Source organism: Vibrio paucivorans (assembly GCF_054053395.1).
Genome location: NZ_CM133230.1, coordinates 1453987 through 1476494, shown reverse-complemented (window position 1 = coordinate 1476494; position 22508 = coordinate 1453987). Strand labels below are relative to the sequence as shown.

The following is a 22508-nucleotide window of genomic DNA, read 5'->3' as shown; positions in this document are numbered from 1 at the left end:
AAATGTGAAAGAAAATGAATACATGATGTAAATCAATTACGAACCTGAACTACCCCAAAGGGGTAGATGGATAGCTCAAAAGGTGTACTAAATAACACGAATTCAACAAATATTGATGGTAATGGTTATCAATGCGCTTTTTCCAACTAGAAATACACATACGTTTTATGTGCTTTTATTACATATCGGAAAGAAAGTTTTTAAATTTAATCTTCACAATCTTTCATTAATGCTGATAAACCGCTTACGGTGAAGCATGTCGCAACACTGTTTGTTTATTACTCAATCTGGCGCTAAAAATGCATCTCAAATCCTTACGTTTACTTTGCCTCCCTGCCCAATACATTAAGGAGATTGTGATGAGACAACTAAATCAGTTTCTAGTCGCTTGTTTTTTAAGTGCATTAGCCCTGGGTTGTAGCAGTATTTCTCAATACCTGATGCCGGTAGAAAAGTTCGACATTGCCGCTTATATGGGCACTTGGTATGAAGTTGCCAGATCAGATAGCCGCTACGCTCAAGGTTTAACTCACACCCGAACCCAATTCGTCGTCGATCAAGATGGCGATATTAGAGTAATAAACAGCGGTTGGAGTGATGAAAGTCAGCAATGGAAAGAAGCCATTGGCAAGGTAAGATTGGGGGAAGATCAAACCGTCGGACAGCTGCACGTATCGTTCTCTGGCCCATTTTACGGCCGATATGTCGTGTTTTATTTAGAGCCCGATTACTCTACCGCCTTAGTGACAGGAGACAATGATCAATTCTGGCTATTGTCCCGTACCAGCCACCTGCCCGACTACAAAATGAATAAATACCTGAGAATAGCCGAGCAAGCTGGTTTTAAGTCGGAGCAACTAGTGTTTCCGTTTGAGGAAACCGAGCAGCCATACCGAACGAACTAAACGCTTCGCTTTGATTTTGGTAACTCGCCAATGAGTGATTGGCCTTCGGGGTGCAGTATCGAGAAGATGAGTCAAAGCTTCATGATCGAACGAAACTTCTCCTCCGTGTGCCGCAAGAACTTTAGGCGAATTCAGGTCGTAGATCCGCTGTAAAGACTGACGATACTTTTTGGGATGAAAGATAGGAAAAGGCGCAATTAACTTTCGTTTCACCATCACCATTAGGTCGCCAATATAAACCATCCCCTGTGATGGACAATGGAGTGATAGATCCCGGTCTGTGTGGCCGGGCGTTTCTATAATACGCCAATCTTCGAACCCAGGAATCGCATCACCATCGGTCACTTTATAATCCGGATTCAGCTTACGTGGGTACCACAATGAGGTACGTCTGGCGCCCATTCGATTAGCCATCCATTTCGCGAGAGCAAGATCGGTAAGGTGCATCAGAAAGCCATCAAAACCTGAGTACCAATCTTTGTCTTTATCTGCTGAAACTAATTTGCATCCCGTTTTCTTACGCAATAGGTGAGCCCCACCAGCATGGTCTGGGTGCATATGCGTCACCACCACCACTTTTAAGTCTGTAAATGGACGCTGTAAAGTCTCTTCAATGAACTGCTTTAGATAGGGGATATCGGCTCGGCTTGCCCCGTCGAGCAACATGAGCTTATCGGGATACTCCACCAAATAAATCGTTTGAATGTAACCTTTGATCGTATGAACTTGCACTGCGCTTCCTTGCGAACCTCTCATCAGACCAGTTCAAGTTAGCACTGTTTTCCTCGTTCAACAAAATCTCTATCACAACTCTGTGACACGTCAACGACACCATATTAATCTCGACACAGGTCAAAAATAGCAACAAATGGCCAAAAAGAACTATAAATACCATCTATACGTTTAATAAAGAACGACTAGTATAGAGATTAGATACATAGCATAGGTAAACCGATGAAAAACAATACGTTATTTTGTTATTACCACCCACGCATCGCTCCGTTTCTCTTGATAGTGGCTAGCTGGATCGCCTCGGCAACATCTTTTGCTCAACACGCCCCAGCCAGCAAACAAGTGCCAGACCTCAACAGCATCCAACAGTATGTTGAAAGCATCAAGTCACATGACAAAGCCATGTTTAGCCTTGTGATTAACGACAAAGGGCGTGTGACATATCAGGCGCAATCTGGGTTTATCTATGAAGAAAAGCATTGGTTTTCTAGCGATGAACCCATAGCAGCAAACGAAAGTAGCCAATACCAAATTGGTTCGATTACCAAAATGTTTACTGCTACCTTAGTTTTTCAGTTAATTGAACAAGGTAAGCTGTCATTAGATACGCCGCTTAGTCAGTATTTTCCTGAGTTTGAAAACGCGAATGACATTACCATCGAAATGATGCTATCGCATCGAAGTGGTTTGTTTAACTACACCGATTCCCCCAGTTTCAACTCTTACTACACTCAAACTCTGTCGCAACAAGAGCTCATTAAACACTTGCTGAAGAACCCGAGTCACTTTCCACCCAATACTCATCAAGAATATTCCAACACTAATTACATTTTGCTTGGCTTCATTATCGAGCAGGTCACGGGCAAAAGTTATCAAGAAAACTTACGCCGCAACATCACTGACAAGCTGGGGCTAACATCCACTATGCTGTGTCTTGATTACTCTGAATGCGGCTACCAAACCGTTTCTTATAGCTACTTAGCTGGCCAGTGGGAAGCATTACCACGTTGGTCTCCAACCGTATCCATCGCGGCTGGTGCAATGATTTCTACACCCAGTGAGTTAACTGTCTTTATGCGCGCGCTGTTTAACGAAGAGCTGATTTCTCAGCAATCACTGAAAGCTATGAAAGGACTAACCAGCCCATATGGATCGACAAAAGGCATTTGGAGCATTCCCTACTTTCACCACCATGCATGGGGTCATAGCGGGCTAATAGAAGGGTTTCATTCGCAATTGATTTACATCGATCACCTAGATATAGCGATCGCATTCAATGCCAACGGGCTCAACACCAAAGTCAGCGAAATCATGAAAACCATCATTGGCCTGTATGTTGGTAAAGAGGTTGAGATCCCTAACTACGATAGGCCGACTATTGAACTGACTAAAGATGAGCTAGAGAAGTTTGTTGGGCAATTTTACTCGCACACGTGGCGTGTCGAGACTCAGTTGTTTATCGATGGAGAACAACTAAAAGCACAATGGACGGGGCAACCTGCTATAGCACTGTCACCACTGAGCGACTTCGAGCTTGAAAACAAAGATTATGGCGTACTGTTGAAATTTGATGTGTCCCCTTCAGGCAACATCAACTATCGGCGTATGGTTTTACACCAAAACGTCTGGGAGATTGACTACTACAAGAAGTAGTGTTCTGTTTTCAAATCAACAAGGGGCGATAACACGCCCCTTTCTACTATTAGCCTGTACTCTAACATTAGCCTGCACTTCGTTGTGCGCAGACATCATTTGGCTACTTGGCTAAACCCGTCGCTGTCGCCACCGCTTCCACATCTTTAGCCACGTTGGCGGCGATAGCATTGAGTGTCACTAACTCGTCTTCACTAAACGGGTGATGCAGAATCGATTCCGCTCCATGAGCCCCCACCCTGTTGGTAAGCTCAATACAACATCTTTCAAGCCGTAATCACCATTCAATAGTGTAGCGACTGGCAATACTGAGCGCTCATCAATTTTAATCGCTTGAATGATGCGAAACACGCTTGCAGCAATCCCATGGGTAGTGTTCTGTTTACGCTTAAAAATCTCATAACCTGCTTGTTTAACGGATTCAAGCAATTCATCCGCGCAGATACGCTCGATATGATTGGTATCGCAGTAGTAATCAGCAGGCTGCCCAGCAATGCTGATTAAACTCTTAGGAGTAAAACAGTTGGCTCCGTGCTCGCCTAGTACATAGCCAAACACATTTTTAGGGTCCAGATTGACTCGATTAGCCACTATCGACATAAGGCGAGCAGTATCAATAACACAACCACTGCTGATCACTTTAGAGGCTGGGAATTGGGTATTCTTAGCAATAAAATGGGTAACAATGTCACATGGGTTAGATACAACGATGAGTGTCGCATTGGCTGCAACACGTTCTACTTGCTTCGCAATATCAACACCAATCTTGGCATTGATTTCAGCAAGGTCCATACGAGTTTGACCCTGTTTAATCTGCGCACCAGCGGTAATGACGACAATGTCGGCACCAATTAGGGTTAAATAGTCATCGGTCGGTACTATATGGGTGTTCTTCGAAAACGTGAGGGCGGCAGTATGACGAAAATCAAATACCTCTCCTTCTGCTCTTTCAAGGTTCTGATCCAATAAAACCAACTCACTCACACTACCTAAAGTCAGTAAGTAATTGCAGATCCCTACACCAACGGCTCCCGCGCCGATTACACCAATTTTCATCTTCTATCCTTGAGTCTCTTTAAACGCAGCAAACACGCTGCTAAAGAAGGCAATATCACCTTTCAAAGATAATAGTTTACTAACAAATCTGCCAATTACTCTAATTTAATTTTGCATTAGAGGGCTTTACTGGCATTTAGAGCTAGTAAATAAAGAAAGTACAACTCAATTAACTGGGAATAGGATGCCCTAGCGCTCCAAGTATCAAGTCAAACGTTTTCTTGGTAGTAAACGTCCATCAGTTCGATATAGGATCAAAGACAGTAAGATCAAACTGCAGCCCACCACTTTACTGGTCGACAGCACTTCGCCATACCACAGAATACTCAAGATCACCGTCCAAAGAGGCTCTAGTAACATAATCAAGGCCGCATTGCCTGGAGTAAGCCCTTTTTGCCCCATCGTTTGCATCACGTAACGAAGGCTGGTTGCAAGTAAAGTGCTTAGCGCAAACCACCCCCATATCGACGCAGACACTGTTTCTGGGAACTGCTCGGTAAAATACGACAACGTTAAGGTAAGGCAGCCTGTCACAAACAACTGAATACATGTAAGCAAAAGGACCGGCAGCTTCTGAGAGAACTTACTATTAACGTTGAAATGAAGCGCCAGCATCGCCGCACATCCCATAAACCAAAATTGGCTGCTCGATTGTTGCCAGCCACCAGAGAGCGACAAAAACGCTAATCCAGCCATCGCGATAGGCATTGAAAACCAAAAAATACGTTTTGGTTTTTCACGAAACAGTGCCCAAGCGACAATAGGTACTATCAGCATGGAAAGACTGATGATAAAAGCGCCCTCGCCCAAGGTATCGCTGATCGAAATGGCGTGTATCCAGTTCATCAGAGAACCAGCTAAGAGACAGCCAACTAGCGCCGCTGCACCAATATCCTTCCATTTAGCTCGCAACAGATCCTTAAAACATAATGGCAGTAAACACAAAGAAGCGATCAGAAAACGTAAGCCGATAAAACCAAAAGGAGGCAATCCTTGAATGGCCTCTTTCGAGAAAATCCAACCAAATGCAGCCAACAGAGTCGTGGCCACTAAGATAAGTGCAGCTTTACGTTCAGTATTCAATGTCTACGCTCGGGAAGTTGTACGCTCAATAGGATAGAGAGCGGGAATATCACAATCTTTGCAGTCAGAAACCACTGATGCATCATGCCAAATTTGCACAATAGTTGCGACAAACTTCGCACTCATTCATTGATAATGTCGCATTGTTTCCATTTGCCATCATCCGAAATAATCACTGTGAAATCCGTCACTAATAAAACCTATTAACGTGACCTATGTAACGCGATCCATAAATCTTTCATACAGATGAAATTTTACACTCACGAATCTGCAATAAAACTCCACCAACATAGCGTCAAACGAAACACAGAATGTCTCGTTCGAAACTCACAAGGAAACTGACATGAAAAAGCTATGTTCTAAAAAACCAGGTGCTAAAACATTCGGGTTTAAGTCACTGTCTTTTAGAAATAAATGGTTGGCTGGTTTACTGACAGCAACTGTTTCTGGGACAACATTTGCTGCAACTGAAATTACTTGGTGGCATGCGATGGGAGGCCAGTTAGGCGATACCGTAAACCAAATCGCTACTGACTTTAATGCTTCACAAGACGACTACAAAATCACACCAGTTTATAAAGGCTCTTACACCGAAACACTCACTGCAGGCATTGCTGCTTTTCGTGCAGGACAAGCACCTAACATTCTACAAGTCTTCGATGCTGGCGCTGCAACCATCATGACAGCTCCGGGCGTTGCTAAGCCTGTACAAGACATCATGGTAGAGTCTGGCTACCCATTTCAGTCGAAGGATTACCTTGCTGGCGTGAGAAACTTCTACGCCGATAACAATGGCAAAATGATCGGTATGCCATTTAACAGCTCTACGCCTGTTCTTTACTACAACAAAGACATCCTAGCTAAAGTCGGCGTTGAAGCGCCAAAAACCTACGAACAACTTGAGCAGGTAGCGCAGAAGCTAAAAGACAAAGGTTATGCAAGCTTTTCACAATCGCTGACGCCATGGATCATGTTCGAGAACTTTAAATCGCGTCATAACCTTCCGCTGGCAGACAAACAAAACGGTTACGATGGTTTGCCAACCAAAATCATGTTCAATACTGAAGACATGCTGATGCACGTCAAGAAGCTAAAAGAGTGGTCAGACAAAGGTTACTACAAGTATTACGGCAGTGACTGGGACGCAAACCAAACACCTTTCGAACGCCAAGAAGTCGCAATGTGGATGGGTTCATCAGGTTCATTTGGTGGTTTAAGAAACCGAGTAAAATTCGAGTTGGGTACCACTTACCTGCCTTACTGGGAATCGGTTAACCCGAATGCAGGCCATACCTTCATTGGTGGCGCAGCGCTGTTCGCTCTGAACGGCCACAAATCTAACGAAGACAAAGCCGTGGCGGCCTTCTTTGAGTACCTCACTCAACCAGACACACAAATGTACTGGCATAAAACAACAGGCTACGTACCAGTCACTAACGCAGCTTATGAGTTAACCAAGCAATCGGGTTACTACAAAGAACAACCAGATGCTGAAGTTGGCATTAAGCAGTTGAGCCTCACATCTGGTGAATGGACGAAAGGCTACCGTTTAGGTTACTACACGCAGATCCGAGAAGTGATGCACCGCGAGTTCGACAACATCTTCGCGGGACGCTCTAGCGTGGAAAATAGCCTAGACAAAGTTGAAGCAGAAAGTACCCAGCTTCTGAAACGCTTTGCTCGCACGGTTCAATAATCCCCTCTCCCAGCCCTTGGGGAAACTCAAGGGCTCTACTTTCATCATCATTTGGATACTGTTGTGGAACGTCGTCAACAATTTCATCACTCTGCGCTGCCTTATCTCTTTCTAGCGCCTCAAATTGTCATCATTGCGGTGTTTTTTATCTACCCCGCAGCGCAAGCTGTCTATCTCTCTTTTATGCTAGAAGACCCGTGGGGGCTTTCGTCTACATTCGTCTGGTTCGAAAACTATCAAATTTTGTTCGAATCTAGCGACTACATCGCTTCAATTGGCTTTACGTTACTCTTCGCGGTTGTCGTGTCATTTTTCTCGCTCGCGATTGCTCTGTTACTGGCAGTCAAAGCCAATAACATCATCCTCGGCCAAGGACCTTACAAGGTCACGTTAACTTGGGTATACGCCGTTGCTCCTGCAGTAGCGGGCATTATTGGCGCCTTTTTGTTTAACCCTCATATTGGTGTGCTGAGCGACTTCTTCAGCTACATCGGTTGGGAGTTTAGCTTCCAAACTGACCCAGTTGATGCCACTTTGGCACTGATTTTAGTCTCTGTTTGGAAGCAGGTTTCCGTCAACTTTGTGTACTTCTTGGCAGGGCTTCAATCGATTTCTCTCGCAGTAAGAGAAGCAGCAATGCTCGATTGCGTCAGCGACTCAAAACGCTTTTGGACCATCACTTTCCCACTACTGGCACCGACTGGTTTTTTCCTGTTGGTTATCAACCTGACCTACGCATTTTTCGAAACGTTTGGTGTGATCGACACCATGACTTCAGGAGGACCTGGTGGTAACACAACTTCACTGGTTTACAAAGTTTACCGCGATGGATTTGTAGGTGCCGACTTAGGTGGAAGCTCCGCTCAGTCTGTTGTGCTGCTGTTGCTTGTTCTCAGCCTCACCTTCATCCAATTCCGTTTCGTCGAAAAACGCGTTCACTACTAAGGAAAAACCATGAAAAGTAACAAACTTTCCGACCACCTAATTCTGATTGCTGGCGCGCTGTTTATGGTGGTACCCATTTGGTTGATATTTGCCAGCTCAACGCATCAACCTAACACCATTATCAGCGAAGGTTTACAGTGGTGGATCGGCGACAATTTTTCCGCGGTTTATCACGAGGCTTGGAACCGTAGCTTAGGCTTTGCAGGCGATGTTACCGCTCGAACCATGATCATAAATTCACTCATCATGGGCCTTGGGTTTTCAATTGGTAAGATCCTTATCGCTCTGCTCGCCGCTTATGCTCTAGTCTACTTCCGGCTACCTTACTCATCGGCGTGGTTCTGGCTAATCTTCATCACCCTGTTGCTTCCACTGGAAGTTCGCATTATTCCGTCTTACGAAGTGGTATCAAAGCTTGGCATGCTCAATAGCTATACGGGACTGATACTGCCGTTGATTGCTTCTGCCACCGCGACCTTTTTCTTCCGTCAGTTTTTTAAAACCATACCCGACGAACTCATGGAAGCGGCTCAGTTAGACAACGCAGGGCCAATTCGATTCTTCATCGATATTTTACTTCCCCTATCTAAAACCATGATGGCGGCTATTTTCATCATCATGTTCGTGGTGGGTTGGAACCAGTACTTGTGGCCAATCATGATGACCACCGATGAAAGTTACAACACCATCGTGATGGGCATAAAACAAGTACTCAACAGCATAAACGAAACCAGTACGCCTCGTTACGACTACGCATTTGCCATGGTCATTCTTGCCATGCTTCCTCCAGTCATTGTGGTCGTGGTATTTCAACGTTGGTTTGTAAAAGGATTAGTCGAAAGTGAAAAATAACCAAAACATCCAATCTATTTCAGTGAATCAAGCACAGCAGGAGTTCAGCATGTTGGAGCTCAACCAACTGGTTAAGACCTATGAAAATGGCCACAAGGCAGTTAAAGGAGTATCACTCGATATCAAGCGTGGTGAGTTCATTGTCCTTGTGGGGCCATCCGGCTGTGGTAAATCTTCTATCTTACGTTCGATTGCAGGCTTAGAAGAGATTACTGGTGGAGAAATCCACCTTGGGGGCAAACGTGTCGATACCGTAAAACCCGCCTTGCGCGACATCGCGATGGTATTCCAAAACTACGCCCTCTACCCTCACATGAGTGTCTACGACAACCTAGCCTACGGCTTAAAGAACCGAGGGGTTGATAAAGCAACCATCGCGACCAAAATCACCAAAGTAGCAAAGACGCTTAAAATCGAAGAATACCTAGACCGAAAGCCGGCGAAGCTCTCAGGCGGCCAAAGACAGCGTGTTGCAATGGGGCGAGCAATCGTGCGCGACCCACAACTGTTTTTGTTTGATGAACCCTTATCGAACTTAGATGCAGCGCTACGCGCGCACATGCGCCTAGAAATAAAAAAGCTGCAGAGAGAGTTAGGAGTAACCAGCGTCTATGTCACCCACGACCAAGTCGAAGCAATGACATTGGCAGACCGTATCGTGGTACTGAATCAAGGCAAAATTGAACAAGTGGGTACACCAAGCCAAGTCTATCACCAGCCAGCAAGCCAGTTTGTTGCAAGCTTTATGGGCAGCCCGGCCATGAACTTCATCCCTGCGACGCTCGACGAGGGATACTTAGAGTTTGGTGACAAACAGCTCTACCTTGCCCAATACCGTAATGTGGTCAGCCAAGATGTGATGGTTGGCGTTCGTCCAGAGCATGCAAGTACCTCTCATATTGATAATGCCTTAGCTCTAGAAATGGCAATAAATGTCATTGAACCACTCGGGCCAAATCAATTGGTTCACGGCTCTGTTGCTAAACAACCTTTTATCGCAGTCACTGCAGAAGTTTCGTTCGACATCAGTCAGCCACTTTCGCTGTATGTAAGTCAGGACAATTTGCACCTATTCGACTCGAATGGTCAGCGACTATGCCCTGTTGTGAATGCTCAGCAAGCCATCGCTTAAGCGAGATAGCAGACATTACGATGAGCAACGAGACATCGAGATAAAGGACAAAATGTGAGTCTATCTTCCAGACAAAAAGAGATACTGACCTATCTAGAGCGATCAAATGGCGTGCTCTCAAGCGCCATTTTATCTCATCAATTCTCTGTTTCCGTTCAAACCATTCGCAAGGATATGAATGATTTGAGCGACAAAGGAATGGTACGCCGAGTTCATGGCGGGATATGCCTGCCCAGTGCAAACGACAACCTATCATTCAGCAATCGCGACATGTTGAACCTTTCGGCAAAGCAATGCATCGCTAAGCAAGTTGCGAAAGCACTACCTGAAGGCACCAGTATATTTTTGGGAATTGGCACCACACCCAAAAATGTCGCCCACGCTCTGCTCGACCATCCAGGGCTGACTGTGGTGACGAACAATATCAATGCAGCCCTTATATTAAGCCGAAACCCTAACCTTTCGGTTCATTTAGCGGGAGGTGCGGTCCGTTCGTCCGATGAAGATACTGTTGGCGAATCGACTACGCAGTTTTATCGCCAATTCAATATCAAAATTGGCATCTTTGGGGTCGGCGGATTAGGTGAACATGGCCAGTTGTTGGATTTTACCCCCGATGAAGCCAACCTCAACCGAGCGATCATCCAACAAAGCCAACAGTGTTGGTTAGTGGCAGACACCACTAAACTTGGCCGATATGCGCCGGTGGTGAGCGGCCAGTTGAGTGAAATTAAGCGACTGTTTGTCGATGAACCAAACAGTGCCATTAACCAACTGTGCCAAGTTCATGATACCGAACTGGTTATCTGTCGCGGTCGATAATCCAACGAATTCGTGCGACTACTGAAGATAAAAAGCCCCAACAACACGTGTTGCTGGGGCTTTTTCTATATAAAATTTGTCACTTAGCGCTTACTCGGCTGCTAGCAGCTTTTCGGTAAACTCAGCAAAACCGTAACCGCCTGGCTGATCCATTACAACCGAAGGATGAAATGCCAAGCGGTCCCAATAATGCTTGATATTCGCCACACCAACACTGTTTGGCAGTATCTCAAACATGTATTGGTCGTTCATTGAGTCACCAACATAGCATGCGCGGGTGGTCATCTCTTCGCGAGACAACCCTTTCTCTGCCAGAAACGCCGTCGCTGTCGCCTTTTTGGAATGCTCTCCATACCATGCATTAATGTGGATTGAGCTTGCAGTTGCGTGAGCACCCAACGCATGGATTTTGGCAACAATCTCTTCGATCACAGCGTCATCAACTCGTGGGCGGTTTTGGCCAATATCAATCGCTACTTCACACAAACGATAAGACTGATCTAGCGTTAACCCAAGCTCAGGGTAATCCTGTAGGATTTCTTCAACTTGCCCCTTTAACTGTTGCTGATTCTGACGAATCGTTTCAAGTGGCACATCGGAGCGTAACGTAAGGTAGCCACCTTTCTTCTCCATAATAAATGCACCATTTTCACCAAGCACGGCATCTACAGGCCACAACTGAGCGATGTGATCACACCAACCAGCACATGCCCCCGTTACCGCAACCACTTTCTTACCGGAATCTCGTAGTTTCTGTAGTGCGATCAATGTTTCTGGTGGCAAACGGCCTTCCCACGTGAGTGTGTCGTCTACATCCGTCAGAACCCAGTCAACGTGTTTCCAATCTTGGTTTAATTCATTCGTTACCGAATTCATTCCTACACCTCAAAATCTCTTAAAAACAAATTTTTTAAAGCTAATTCTTTAAAAACAAAGTGTTAAAGCAAATTCGGTAAAAACATTACTAAGCTTTCCGAGAAAGTCAGTAACATCAACACCGTAAGCAGCGCTAGTAACAGCGGAGCTACTTCTTTTACAAAATCAACCATACGCACCTTCAAAATGGAGCATACAGTGAACATCATTGAGCCGAATGGCGGCGTAACACCACCAATCATGATGTTTACAATGACAATAATGCCGAAGTGAACTGGGTTAACCCCCAAATTCAACACAGCAGGAAGCAGTAATGGCGTCAAAATGATCATCGCAGCGCCACCCTCGATAAACATCCCCACGACCAACAGAAGCACGTTGATGAGCAGTAGCAGCATCAACTTATTGTCAGTCAGTTCAATCAATGCTGATGCAACGTTATGTGGGATTTGCTCAAGCGTCATGTAATAGCCAAACACCATCGCCCCGATAATGATGAACATTACGCTACTCGTCCCTTGGACCGTTTCACGCAAAATCAGTGGAATGTGTTTAAAGCCTAACTCTCGGTACACAAACGCACCGATGATGATACATAGCAGAACCGCAATCGCCCCAGCTTCCGTTGGCGTAAACAGGCCAAAACGCATACCCAAAATGATGCCAAATGGAATCAGTAACGCAGGTACTGCTTTTAGGAAGTAATGAAAACGCTCTTTGGCGGTGGCTGGCTCGGAGCGAGACGGCTTGTACTTACGCTTACGCGAGATAAATGCAATGGTCACCATCAGAGATGCAGCCATCAAAAATGCAGGGACATAACCCGCGATGAACATCTGGTGTACTGAAACGTTCGCAAGTAACGCGAAAATGATCAGGTTGATCCCTGGCGGGATAACCGGGCTAATGCTCGAAGAAGCTGCAGTTACAGCAGCAGTAAACGGAAGATCATAACCTCGTTTAGTCATTTCTGGCGCGAGGATTTTTGATTGCATCGCCGCATCGGCATTGGCCGAACCAGAGATACCACCCATTAACGTACTGAGTGCAACGTTCACTTGCGCTAAGCCACCCGTTTTGTGGCCAATTATTGAATCTGCAAACGCCAGTAAACTGCGGCTGATCCCAGCATAGTTCATTACCGAACCAACCATAATAAAGAACGGGATAGCCAACAGCGGGAATGATTCAGCAGAACTGATAAAACGCTGCATGACCAAACTGACAGGAATCGAATCGTTGATGAATAAGAAGTACACCATCGACGACGCGATCAACGAAAACGCGATGGGAATATTCAGTAGAAAGAGAACAAAAAGAATGATTATCGGCAGATAGCTTTCCATCGACAGAACCTATTTATGTGAACGCTTGTTATGTGAACGTTTAAGACACGCGACGTCATCCACAATGAACTTCACTGTGTGAATAGCCATAAGAACAAAACAAAGCAGTAGCACGCCATTAATGGCGAAGTACGATAAGCCCATAACAGGCGTCACTTTGTTGGAAAGCATCAGATATTGATAACTCAACACTGCCATCAAAATATTCAGTGCCAGTAAGAACACTGAAACACATAACTTGAACGCAGGTTTTGCCTTAGTTGGCAGCATAGCCACTATCACATCTACGCCCATATGCAGTTTATGTTTATAGCAAGAGCTGATACCTAAATACACTGCCCAGATAAAGCAGATCACAGAGAGTTCTTCACTCCAAGGCACGACAAAGCCGAAACCATAACGTAAAACCACATTCACAATCACGACCAGTACCGTGATTGAAATAGCGATGGAAGCGAGGATCTCTTCAATATTTCTTAATAAAAACAAAAATCTTCTCCAATAAATTATCTACATAAACAATAGATAATTTAGGAACAATACGGCCTGAAATAATTCAGGCCGTATTTGGGTTAGTCACTGTTTGTGGAATTACTGAGCAGCGCGAATCGTTTCTAGCTCTTGCATGATGGTTGCGTGAATACCTTCACTCCATGCAGGGAACTGGTTGTAAACATCTGCTGTTAACTGGTTGAATTCTTCTGAGTTAACTTCGTTAAACGTTACGCCTAGCTCTTCTAGCTTTTGCGTGTACTCAACGTCCAGTTTAACTAGCTCAGATGTGTTTGAAAGTGCACCCGTTTCTAGCTCTTCGTTGATGATTTGCTGTTGCTCTGGAGTGAACTTGTCCCAAAGCTTAGGTGAAATGTAGATACCCACAGTACCTAGGAAGTGCTTAGTCAAAGACATGTTTTTCGCAACTTCATAGATCTTAGTTGAGTACATAGTCAGGATAGAACCTTCAAGACCATCCACTACGCCTTGCTGAACGCCCGCGTAGGTTTCTGGGAATGGAAGTGAAGCTGGAGCAGCACCCATCGCTGATAGCGTGCTAATGAACAGCTGACTTTGTGGTACGCGGATACGCATGCCTTTCATGTCTTCAGAGTTCACGATCTCTTTGTTAGTGATCATGTGGCGGAAGCCGAACATGTAGTCCGCGTTTAGAACTTTAATGCCCTTCTCTTCTGCTTTCTCTTTTAGCCCAGCAACAAACTCGGTGTCCATCATTGCTAGGTATTCATCGTAAGTGTTGTAAAGCATAGGGCCAGCAAGTGCTGCAAAATCTGGCACGTAGTCGCCTAGGTAAGTTAGGTCTTCAACAGCAATCCAGTTTGCGCCGTTTACAACTTGCTCTAGGTTGTCTTTATAAACAGGCAACTGACCACCTGGGAATACTTTGATGTTTACTGAACCTTCACTGCGTTCACGAATTTTATCGGTCACTTTAATCAGCTCTTGCGTTAGCAGTTCGTTTTGCGAGAACACAAGGCTCATATTAATGTTAATCGGATCGGCCGTCGCCGCAGCTTCAGGTTTATCGGATTCCCCACAACCTGCAAGTAGCAGTGCAGCGGATGTAATTACTGTCCCTAATAGCTTTTTCATTTTCAGTACCTTATTAATGGCTGTTTTTACTTAAGTAGAGAGTGATATTTAATTTTTGTAGAGTATGCGAGTGAATTATTACATTCATATGAACATTTGTATCATTAAGATGAACATAGTTTGAATAAGATCTCACTATTGTTTTTTGACAATTAAACGTTGCCACTAGCCCAGAAATTCAGCTAGATTAATGCACAACAAACCACCAATAATAAAACTGTAATAAAACCAAGCTATTGTCACTTTGGTTTTCAAATGAACATTGAGAGTACACTATGATTACAGGCCATCGCGGTGCCGCTTCGCTAGCACCAGAAAATACACTGGTAAGCATTGAGCAAGCAGCTAAGTCGGGCGCGACTTGGGTAGAGATCGACACTCAACTGAGTGCGGATAACATTCCTGTCATTATTCACGACAAAACGGTAAACCGTTGCACCGACGGCGAAGGTAAAGTGTCCGAACTCGACCTTGAGACGCTTAAGACCCTCGATGCGGGCAAATGGTTTGGCAATCAGTTTGAAGGGACTCAAGTACCGACATTAGAAGAAGCGCTGGATAAATGTGTCGAACTCGATCTGACATTGAATCTAGAACTGAAAACCTACGACGACAAAACCATCGATACGTTGGTTAAACAGGTTGTCAGTGTGGTAAAGCAGAAGAATTACCCTCTAGACAAGCTGCTACTCTCCAGTTTTAGCAAAGACGCCTTAGCTATTTGCCAAGCTCATTTACCTCAGGTAAGACGCGGATTCATTTGCGAAGTTTGGAATGATTTCAGCTTAGAATCACTGAATGAATTGGATTTATTCAGTGTTCATATCGACCACCAAATCCTGAATGCCGACATAGCGAAGTCCATCAAAGAAGCGGGACTCGTGCTTAAAATCTGGACTCTTAATATGCCAGAGAAAGCACAAGCTTTCTATGACTTAGGTGTTGACTACATCATCACGGACAAACCAAACGAATTTTAGTAGTGACTATGGAACTGAACCAACGCCAAAAACAAATCCTCGCCACCCTAAAAGTGGATCAAGATGTTCAGATCGACCAATTGGCCGAACTGTTTTCTGTGACCACTCAAACCATTCGTCGCGATGTGAACAACTTATGCGAACAAGGGCTAGCGCGAAGAGTTCATGGCGGGGTCAGTTTACCTGCCACCCTTACTAACACCAGTTACCGTTTCCGTTCTGAAGTGGAGTCGACAACCAAAGACGACATTGCTCTCGCCGTCGCCGAAGCGATACCAGATGGTGCAACCGTGATGATTGGTATCGGCACAACGGTAACAAGAATTGCCCAGTTTCTGCTGGGAAAATCGACATTACGTGTGGTGACCAATAACCTGCAAGTTGCGAAAATTCTTGAGGCTAATCAGAACATCGAAGTGTATCTTGCAGGCGGACTATTTCGCCGAGAGCACCAAGATCTTGTCGGCAGCAGCGCGGTCAACTTCTTTGCAGGCTTTGAAGCCGATGTGGGCATCTGTGGCTGTGCGTCTGTCACCAGCAGCCACTATGCGATGGAACACGAACAGTTAGAATCTGACTTGTCTCAATCTATCATGCGAAACAGCCGCCAAACTTGGCTGGTCGCCGATGCAACCAAATGGGAAAGAACCACCGCCATCAAAGTCGCTCCTTTGGCTGATTTTGAGCGTATTTACACCAATAAAGCTCAACTACCAGCAGACTTGAACGTTCAGGCTGTGCCCCACAGCTAGATTACTCAATATATACAACATGAAAAAAGGCCCTCACCTCTTGCGAGATAAGGGCCTTTTTATTTCCTTTAATACTGCCTAGTAGTCCGCATCGGGTTGATTCTCAGGCGCCGCTTTAACAAAAGCAGGATGCACTCGCAGTACTTCCACTATACGCTGAATAATAGGGAAAGCACTCATGTCTACGCCGAAACGTTCTGCGTTGTAAACTTGCGGCACTAAACATACATCGACCAACGAAATCTCATCGCCAACACAATAGGTGCCACTCGCGGAAGCCAGTTTCTTTTCTAACGCGTGAAAACCCAGTTCAATCCAGTGTCTTGTCCAGTTAAGCTTTTGGTTATCGTCTGCATTAACTTCCTTTGAAAGGTACTGCATCACTCTGAGGTTATTAATGGGGTGAACATCTATAGCAATATCTTGCGCCAGTGACTTAACCAAATAACGTCGGTCACCGCTCTCTGGTGTTAAAAGTGGCCCTGCGTAGTTTTCATCGAGGTAGTCAATAATCGACAAGGACTGGTTTAGTTGTAGATCCCCATCGACCAAGACAGGGACCAGTTCACTGGCATTCATACTGCTATAACTTGTGGCGTGCTGCTGTCCACCGTCTTTCACCAGATGAACGGGGACCGAGGTATAATCGAGCTGCTTTAAATTTAGCGCAATGCGCACTCGATAGGCGGCCGAAGACCGCCAGTACCCATAAAGAGTCAAGTTAGCCATCTAATCTCCCTGTTACAAACAGCCCTATGAATATTTCACGACCGTTTGGTCGATGCTACCAAAAATACTGTGGCCATGTTGATCTTGCATTTCCATCTTAATCGTATCGCCAAAGCGCATAAATTGAGTGCTTGGCTTACCGTCTCGGATGGTTTCAATCATGCGTACTTCCGCGATGCAAGAGTAGCCAACACCACCTTCTGATATCGCCGTGCCGAAGTCTGTACCTTGTTTATTCGACACCGTGCCTGAGCCGATGATAGCCCCCGCTGAAAGTGGACGCGTTTTAGCGGCGTGTGCGACCAATTGAGCAAAATCAAACGTCATGTCTACGCCCGCATTTGGACAGCCAAATGGTTTGTTGTTGTAGGTGGAAAGCAGCGGTAAATGCACTTTGTTGTCAGCCCAAGACTCACCAAGCTCATCAGGCGTCACTGCGACAGGCGAAAACACTGAGGAGGGTTTTGATTGGAAGAAGCCAAACCCTTTACCGAGTTCGGCTGGAATCAACCCTCGCAGTGAAACGTCATTAACCAACATAAGAAGTTTGATTGAATCTGCCGCCGTGTCGTAGGCACACCCCATCGGCACATCCCCCGTTACCACAGCAACTTCACCTTCAAAATCGATGCCCCAGTCTTCACTGCCCAGTGGAATATCATCTCGTGGACCAATGAACGCATCTGAACCGCCTTGATACATCAGCGGATCAGTCCAAAAACTTGGTGGCATTTCAGCACCGCGCGCCTTCCTCACTAACTCAACGTGATTAACGTACGCAGAGCCATCAGCCCACTGATAGGCTCTCGGTAACGGGGACTCACATTTAGCTTGGTCGAATGGCATCTCTTGTAGCAAGATACCTTCATTCAAACCCAAGTACACTTCTTCGAGTAACGGCTTAGTCTGCTGCCAATTGTCTAAAGCTTGCTGCATCGTGCCTGCAATCTCGGCAACAGCAACGCACTTAGACAGATCCTTACTGACTACAATGAGCACACCATCACGGGTACCATTTTTCAATGTGGCTAACTTCATATTACTTCCTTGCTCAATCTGTTGTTCTAATCTGCCGTATTAAACGACTGTCTGGACCTGCGCTAAGGGCTAAGGCTGCTTCCAACTGTAAACGTATTCTTTATTTTCCACTTGCTGAGCTTCGTCAGCGAAGTTAAGCGCATTGCGAGTATCAATCATTACTGCCACTTCATCAGTGAACTTCTTCTTGTACTCACGCCCAGCTTGAAATGCTTTCGGGTGTGGCCCATGGGTAAAGCCCGCCGGGTGGAATGTCACCATACCCGCTTCGATGTTGTCTCGGCTGAAGAAATCCCCTGCGTGGTAGAACAGCACCTCATCGTAATCGTCATTGTTGTGGTAGAACGGCACTTTCAACGCCCCCGGATCGCTTTCTATTGGCCTAGGGACAAACGTACACACCACGAAACCTTTACCAACGAAAGTAGTATGTGCGGATGGAGGTAGGTGGTAGCGGTGCGACATCAATGGGCGGATATCACGCCAGTTCAGTTTTACGACCGACAAATCGCCATGCCAGCCAATCGCATCTAGAGGGTTAAATGGATAAGTGATTACGTTAACCTGCTCATGGCGCTTCATTTGCACTTGTGTCGTTTGCTCAGAATACTGCGCTTTAAATTTGTCGTTAATAGACGGGACTTCCAGTACTGCTGGATCAAACACCGCATGATTACCCACCAGCCCTTTTTCAGGTAATGAATAAGCAGAACCTGTGTTTTCAACCATCAAAATGAACATCGGTTCTTTTGGTTCGATACGCCAGTTAGTCGAACGAGGGATCATTACATAATCCCCTTCTTTGACTTCAAGGTGGCCATAGTCGCAGTAAAGGTCGGCCTGCCCTTGGTGGATGAACAGTAGCTCATCGCCATCGGCATTTCGTACCAAAAAGTCCATCGCTTGGTCCATGCGCCAAACACGAATCTTGCAATCGGCATTGTGCAATAGATTTGGCACAATCCATGGTGAAACCTGAACCGCTTTCTCAACTAGGTTAAAATTGAATGCTCGAGGGCGGAGTTCACCTTCCCATTCACTCCAGCCAGTTGGCGCATGTTGATGATGAAAGTGAGCAGCAGGACCAAAAAAGCCCTCCCTGCCCGCTTCGCGCTCATAAATAGCCTCTTCAGGAAAATCGGCGTGTGCTTGCTTAGAGCACACCCCTTCCTTATGAGGAAATGCAATCCACTTATGCATCGTTTAACACCCCGCGTCGAATTTGATCTTCCTCGATAGATTCAAACAGCGCTTTAAAGTTACCTTCACCAAAGCCCTCGTTCCCTTTGCGTTGAATGATTTCAAAGAACACTGGGCCAATCACCGTTTGGGTGAAGATTTGCAGCAAAATGCCGTCTTTCATTGGTGCACCATCAATAAGGATACGTAGGTCTTTAAGTTTATCTACGTCCTCAGAATGGCCCTCAACTCGTGAATTGACTTTCTCGTAGTAGGTGTCTGGCGTTGGCATAAAGTCCATGCCACGATCACGCAGCGTTTTCACTGTTTCGTAGATGTCGTCTGTGGTTAATGCGATATGCTGAATACCTTCACCGTTGTATTCGCGAATGAATTCTTCGATCTGCGATTTATCATCCGAAGATTCATTGATTGGGATGCGGATTTTGCCACAAGGAGCTGTCATCGCTCGGCTGACTAAGCCTGTTAATTTGCCTTCGATATCGAAGTAGCGGATTTCTCTAAAGTTACCAATGCGCTCATAAAAACCCGACCATACATCCATATTGCCCTGTTTTACGTTATGAGTGAGATGGTCAATCTCGTAAAGGCCGACATCTTTAGCAGTAAGGCGCTCTTTGGCGTCTTCGTAAAATTTGAAATCCACATCATAGATTGAATTGCTACCGTAGCGGTCAACGAAATAGAGCAGGCTCTCACCAATTCCGTAAATAGCAGGAATGCTCAACTCCATAGGGCCAATTTCGGTCTTGTACTCTTCGCCACCATTTGCCAATGCTTGCTCCATTGCCACAGCCGCATCATGAACACGAAAGGCCATACCGCAAACAGAAGGCCCATGCACCTTAGCAAATTCCTCGGCTTGGCTGTGCGGCTGAGCATTCACAATGAAACTGATGTCTCCCTGGCGATAAAGCCATGCTTCCTTAGAACGATGCTTGGCCACTTCGGCAAAACCTAACGAACTAAATAGCGATTTTAGATCCTGAATCCCCTTTTCATTTGCCGCTGTGTATTCAACAAATTCAAATCCATCAGTACCTAGTGGGTTGTACGATACAGTCATGCTCTACTCCTTGAGTGCTTCATATTCTTTTCGCATTAACGTTGTTTCCAGCAACGACACTTTTTCGATAAACACTGTGCGTCACGTCGTTTTATTAACTTGAAATATCTCGTTCAAAAAAGAAATAGAATCGAAGAACTTCAGAACGTTACTCTTAATCTATATTTTAGTAACATTTTCATTACATTTAACCATCACCAAGGCCGTAGAATAGAGAAAAGCGTTTACAGCACTGTATTTCAAAGAACTTTTACATCTGTAAAATCCGCCTCAAACAGTAACATTATGTTTACAGCTCACAGATTTAGTGCAAATTTTCATCAGTAACAAACCAACGAACCTGAATTCGCGTTTGCCTCTCAAAATTGGCGTAAGGTGGTAAGTCTCAGGAAAGAGACATTGATAGAATTATTAAGAAGTGGATTCACTATCAATATTCAATGAAGAAAAACCATAGAGCATTACCGAATCAGTTCAGCCTATTCTGGTTAATATTCCCTATCCCGCTGATGATACTTCTAAGTGGCATCGTTTCTGTCTTGTATATTGGATCTGAATACCGAGCTCTAATAGAGCGGTATGTCGCGCATATCGATGTCATTGTCACCAACATGCATCGGGAAAATAAAATGGCGCTCAACAACATTGGAAATTGTGAGCAAATACAGAAATCGCTGCGCTACTCCAGCACCATTGAAGAGCTTATTCTGGTAAACAAAGACCGAATCACCTGCTCTTCATTTGAAGGAGAAATCAGTCAGCGAGTCTCCGCGTACCGTCCTCGTGCAGGTTTAGAATCTGGTATATACACATTCAACATTCCTGACGAATACCATATTCAAAACTACATTGTATTAGATACAAACCCTACCAATCCGGAATGGAGCGCGATGTCTACAGTCGACCGCTACTATTTCCGCGCGCTATTAGGGTATTCAAGTGATCTTCGCGTTAAGAAGTTCAGCTTCCATTTGCATCGATACTCACAACTCCCTACCGAGCGACAAGAATGGTCACCAACGATATTTAAAGCGAGTTCTCAGCGATACAATTACTCAATTTCGGTAGAAGCGAACTCCAGTTACATTTGGCGAATTCTAGGAATATTTATTCTCGGCTCACTGCCAATATCAGTCACTATTTCTCTAACTTACTGTCTAATCGCAGTATGGTTAAAACGCAATCGTTCCATGGCAACTCACTTAGAAAAAGGGCTCAAAAAAAGAGAACTGTTTCTGGTCTACCAACCCATCATTACCAGCGAAACGAATGAAGTATGTGGTGTCGAAGCCCTACTGAGATGGAAGCACCCTGTTTTTGGGTATGTACGGCCCGATATCTTTATTCCTATCGCCGAAGAAAGCAGCTTAATCAACACGGTTACTGACTATGTGTTGGAGCGCGCGTTGACAGACTTCAAACACACTAACTTGAACAAGCTGCTGCACCTTGGAATCAACGTTCCACCAAGTTACCTTGCGGATGAAGAAAACCTAAAAAGGCTGCAGGTTTTTAAGAGCCAGTTACTTGCGTTGAACATCAAGCTGGGTGTGGAAATTACCGAAAGGCAGTTACTCAATGAGCAAGGACAACTTGCCGTCGCCGATCTGCATTCACTTGGAATCGATATTCTCATCGACGACTTTGGTACAGGTACCACAAGCCTTTCAGTACTGCAGAACATCAGGTTTGATTATCTTAAAATTGATAAATGCTTCATAGATACGATTGGCGTCACGTCAGTTAATGCCCCGGTACTCAATTCGATCATTGAACTCGCTAATAACCTTGATGTAAAAACCATCGCTGAAGGTGTTGAGACCTCTGAGCAACACAGTTATCTCGTCGCGAAAGGTGTGCCCTACCAACAAGGCTACTATCATTTTAAACCGATGACACTTCGTCATGTGCTGCCGCTAATTAAACCCAAATCTGACGATGAATTTTCGCTCGATACCACCAACCCTATTAATATCGAGTAGAGAATATTCAACCAAATATCCCAACTAGCATAGATACCTATCGGGAGGTTTCTTG

20 protein-coding genes and 1 pseudogene are annotated in these 22508 nt (G+C 45.1%); 10 read left to right on the top strand and 11 right to left on the bottom strand.

The window, feature by feature from the left end:
- Positions 1-359: 359 nt before the first annotated feature.
- Positions 360-905 (top strand): lipocalin family protein, encoded by a 546-nt coding sequence (locus ACXABW_RS06920; protein ID WP_457524751.1) that lies wholly within the window; start codon positions 360-362, stop codon positions 903-905.
- On the opposite strand, the gene ACXABW_RS06915 is transcribed toward ACXABW_RS06920, so the two are convergent.
- Complete coding sequence (locus tag ACXABW_RS06915) at positions 858-1637, bottom strand: MBL fold metallo-hydrolase (RefSeq protein WP_457524749.1); 780 nt, start codon at positions 1635-1637, stop codon at positions 858-860. The two genes, ACXABW_RS06920 and ACXABW_RS06915, sit on opposite strands and share 48 nt — an antisense overlap.
- Positions 1638-1859: 222 nt before the next feature.
- Between ACXABW_RS06915 and ACXABW_RS06910 the strand changes: the two genes are divergently transcribed.
- Positions 1860-3290, top strand: a complete 1431-nt coding sequence (locus ACXABW_RS06910; protein WP_457524747.1) for a serine hydrolase domain-containing protein — start codon at positions 1860-1862, stop codon at positions 3288-3290.
- Between the two features lie 103 nt (positions 3291-3393).
- Here the strand turns inward: ACXABW_RS06910 and ACXABW_RS06905 are convergent.
- Positions 3394-4346: pseudogene (locus tag ACXABW_RS06905) on the bottom strand (lactate/malate family dehydrogenase).
- A gap of 204 nt (positions 4347-4550) precedes the next feature.
- Entirely contained in the window at positions 4551-5429 is an 879-nt protein-coding gene (locus ACXABW_RS06900) for a DMT family transporter (RefSeq protein WP_265686267.1), read from the bottom strand.
- A gap of 343 nt (positions 5430-5772) precedes the next feature.
- Between ACXABW_RS06900 and ACXABW_RS06895 the strand changes: the two genes are divergently transcribed.
- From ACXABW_RS06895 to ACXABW_RS06875, 5 genes are all read left to right on the top strand, one after another.
- Positions 5773-7125 carry an extracellular solute-binding protein gene (locus tag ACXABW_RS06895; RefSeq protein ID WP_457524745.1) on the top strand — a complete coding sequence of 451 codons (1353 nt, stop codon included), beginning with the start codon at positions 5773-5775 and terminating at the stop codon, positions 7123-7125.
- 63 nt (positions 7126-7188) lie between these two features.
- Positions 7189-8070 (top strand): ABC transporter permease subunit, encoded by an 882-nt coding sequence (locus tag ACXABW_RS06890; protein WP_265686264.1) that lies wholly within the window; start codon positions 7189-7191, stop codon positions 8068-8070.
- A gap of 9 nt (positions 8071-8079) precedes the next feature.
- The gene (ugpE, locus tag ACXABW_RS06885) at positions 8080-8922 is read left to right on the top strand and encodes a sn-glycerol-3-phosphate ABC transporter permease UgpE (protein WP_457524743.1); all 843 of its coding nucleotides are present in this window, start codon (positions 8080-8082) and stop codon (positions 8920-8922) included.
- Positions 8912-10054 (top strand): sn-glycerol-3-phosphate ABC transporter ATP-binding protein UgpC, encoded by a 1143-nt coding sequence (gene ugpC / locus ACXABW_RS06880; protein ID WP_457524741.1) that lies wholly within the window; start codon positions 8912-8914, stop codon positions 10052-10054. The genes ugpE and ugpC overlap by 11 nt, the downstream gene beginning before the upstream one ends.
- A gap of 54 nt (positions 10055-10108) precedes the next feature.
- Complete coding sequence (locus ACXABW_RS06875; RefSeq protein ID WP_265686263.1) at positions 10109-10876, top strand: DeoR/GlpR family DNA-binding transcription regulator; 768 nt, start codon at positions 10109-10111, stop codon at positions 10874-10876.
- A 90-nt stretch (positions 10877-10966) separates the two neighbouring features.
- Here ACXABW_RS06875 and ACXABW_RS06870 read toward each other — a convergent pair whose 3' ends face one another.
- From ACXABW_RS06870 to ACXABW_RS06855, 4 genes are all read right to left on the bottom strand, one after another.
- Complete coding sequence (locus ACXABW_RS06870) at positions 10967-11752, bottom strand: HAD-IIB family hydrolase (protein ID WP_457524740.1); 786 nt, start codon at positions 11750-11752, stop codon at positions 10967-10969.
- Between the two features lie 62 nt (positions 11753-11814).
- Positions 11815-13098, bottom strand: a complete 1284-nt coding sequence (locus ACXABW_RS06865; protein WP_252030629.1) for a TRAP transporter large permease — start codon at positions 13096-13098, stop codon at positions 11815-11817.
- Between the two features lie 9 nt (positions 13099-13107).
- The gene (locus ACXABW_RS06860) at positions 13108-13587 is read right to left on the bottom strand and encodes a TRAP transporter small permease (protein ID WP_457524739.1); all 480 of its coding nucleotides are present in this window, start codon (positions 13585-13587) and stop codon (positions 13108-13110) included.
- A 102-nt stretch (positions 13588-13689) separates the two neighbouring features.
- On the bottom strand, positions 13690-14706 hold the full coding sequence (locus ACXABW_RS06855; protein WP_457524738.1) for a C4-dicarboxylate TRAP transporter substrate-binding protein: 1017 nt from the start codon (positions 14704-14706) through the stop codon (positions 13690-13692).
- 275 nt (positions 14707-14981) lie between these two features.
- Here ACXABW_RS06855 and ACXABW_RS06850 point away from each other — a divergent pair, with 275 nt between their 5' ends.
- Positions 14982-15686 carry a glycerophosphodiester phosphodiesterase family protein gene (locus ACXABW_RS06850; protein WP_457524737.1) on the top strand — a complete coding sequence of 235 codons (705 nt, stop codon included), beginning with the start codon at positions 14982-14984 and terminating at the stop codon, positions 15684-15686.
- Between the two features lie 8 nt (positions 15687-15694).
- Positions 15695-16438 (top strand): DeoR/GlpR family DNA-binding transcription regulator, encoded by a 744-nt coding sequence (locus tag ACXABW_RS06845; protein ID WP_252030625.1) that lies wholly within the window; start codon positions 15695-15697, stop codon positions 16436-16438.
- Between the two features lie 78 nt (positions 16439-16516).
- Here ACXABW_RS06845 and maiA read toward each other — a convergent pair whose 3' ends face one another.
- The 4 genes from maiA to hppD form a co-directional block, all read right to left on the bottom strand.
- On the bottom strand, positions 16517-17167 hold the full coding sequence (gene maiA, locus ACXABW_RS06840) for a maleylacetoacetate isomerase (protein ID WP_457524736.1): 651 nt from the start codon (positions 17165-17167) through the stop codon (positions 16517-16519).
- Positions 17168-17191: 24 nt separating this feature from the next.
- Positions 17192-18205 (bottom strand): fumarylacetoacetate hydrolase family protein, encoded by a 1014-nt coding sequence (locus tag ACXABW_RS06835; protein ID WP_457524734.1) that lies wholly within the window; start codon positions 18203-18205, stop codon positions 17192-17194.
- A gap of 69 nt (positions 18206-18274) precedes the next feature.
- Positions 18275-19405, bottom strand: a complete 1131-nt coding sequence (locus ACXABW_RS06830; RefSeq protein ID WP_252030621.1) for a homogentisate 1,2-dioxygenase — start codon at positions 19403-19405, stop codon at positions 18275-18277.
- The gene (gene hppD / locus ACXABW_RS06825) at positions 19398-20471 is read right to left on the bottom strand and encodes a 4-hydroxyphenylpyruvate dioxygenase (RefSeq protein ID WP_457524733.1); all 1074 of its coding nucleotides are present in this window, start codon (positions 20469-20471) and stop codon (positions 19398-19400) included. The genes ACXABW_RS06830 and hppD overlap by 8 nt, the downstream gene beginning before the upstream one ends.
- Before the next feature lie 440 nt (positions 20472-20911).
- Here hppD and ACXABW_RS06820 point away from each other — a divergent pair, with 440 nt between their 5' ends.
- Positions 20912-22453, top strand: coding sequence for an EAL domain-containing protein (locus ACXABW_RS06820; protein WP_457524731.1), 1542 nt, complete (start codon positions 20912-20914; stop codon positions 22451-22453).
- Positions 22454-22508: the final 55 nt, after the last annotated feature.

Coding starts and splice junctions, on each gene's coding strand:
- ACXABW_RS06920 (WP_457524751.1), top strand. CDS start 360: ATGAGACAACTAAATCAGTTTCTAGTCGCTTGTTTTTTAAGTGCATTA.
- ACXABW_RS06910 (WP_457524747.1), top strand. CDS start 1,860: ATGAAAAACAATACGTTATTTTGTTATTACCACCCACGCATCGCTCCG.
- ACXABW_RS06895 (WP_457524745.1), top strand. CDS start 5,773: ATGAAAAAGCTATGTTCTAAAAAACCAGGTGCTAAAACATTCGGGTTT.
- ugpE (WP_457524743.1), top strand. CDS start 8,080: ATGAAAAGTAACAAACTTTCCGACCACCTAATTCTGATTGCTGGCGCG.
- ACXABW_RS06870 (WP_457524740.1), bottom strand. CDS start 11,752: ATGAATTCGGTAACGAATGAATTAAACCAAGATTGGAAACACGTTGAC.
- ACXABW_RS06865 (WP_252030629.1), bottom strand. CDS start 13,098: ATGGAAAGCTATCTGCCGATAATCATTCTTTTTGTTCTCTTTCTACTG.
- ACXABW_RS06855 (WP_457524738.1), bottom strand. CDS start 14,706: ATGAAAAAGCTATTAGGGACAGTAATTACATCCGCTGCACTGCTACTT.
- ACXABW_RS06850 (WP_457524737.1), top strand. CDS start 14,982: ATGATTACAGGCCATCGCGGTGCCGCTTCGCTAGCACCAGAAAATACA.
- ACXABW_RS06845 (WP_252030625.1), top strand. CDS start 15,695: ATGGAACTGAACCAACGCCAAAAACAAATCCTCGCCACCCTAAAAGTG.
- maiA (WP_457524736.1), bottom strand. CDS start 17,167: ATGGCTAACTTGACTCTTTATGGGTACTGGCGGTCTTCGGCCGCCTAT.
- ACXABW_RS06835 (WP_457524734.1), bottom strand. CDS start 18,205: ATGAAGTTAGCCACATTGAAAAATGGTACCCGTGATGGTGTGCTCATT.
- ACXABW_RS06830 (WP_252030621.1), bottom strand. CDS start 19,405: ATGCATAAGTGGATTGCATTTCCTCATAAGGAAGGGGTGTGCTCTAAG.
- hppD (WP_457524733.1), bottom strand. CDS start 20,471: ATGACTGTATCGTACAACCCACTAGGTACTGATGGATTTGAATTTGTT.
- ACXABW_RS06820 (WP_457524731.1), top strand. CDS start 20,912: ATGAAGAAAAACCATAGAGCATTACCGAATCAGTTCAGCCTATTCTGG.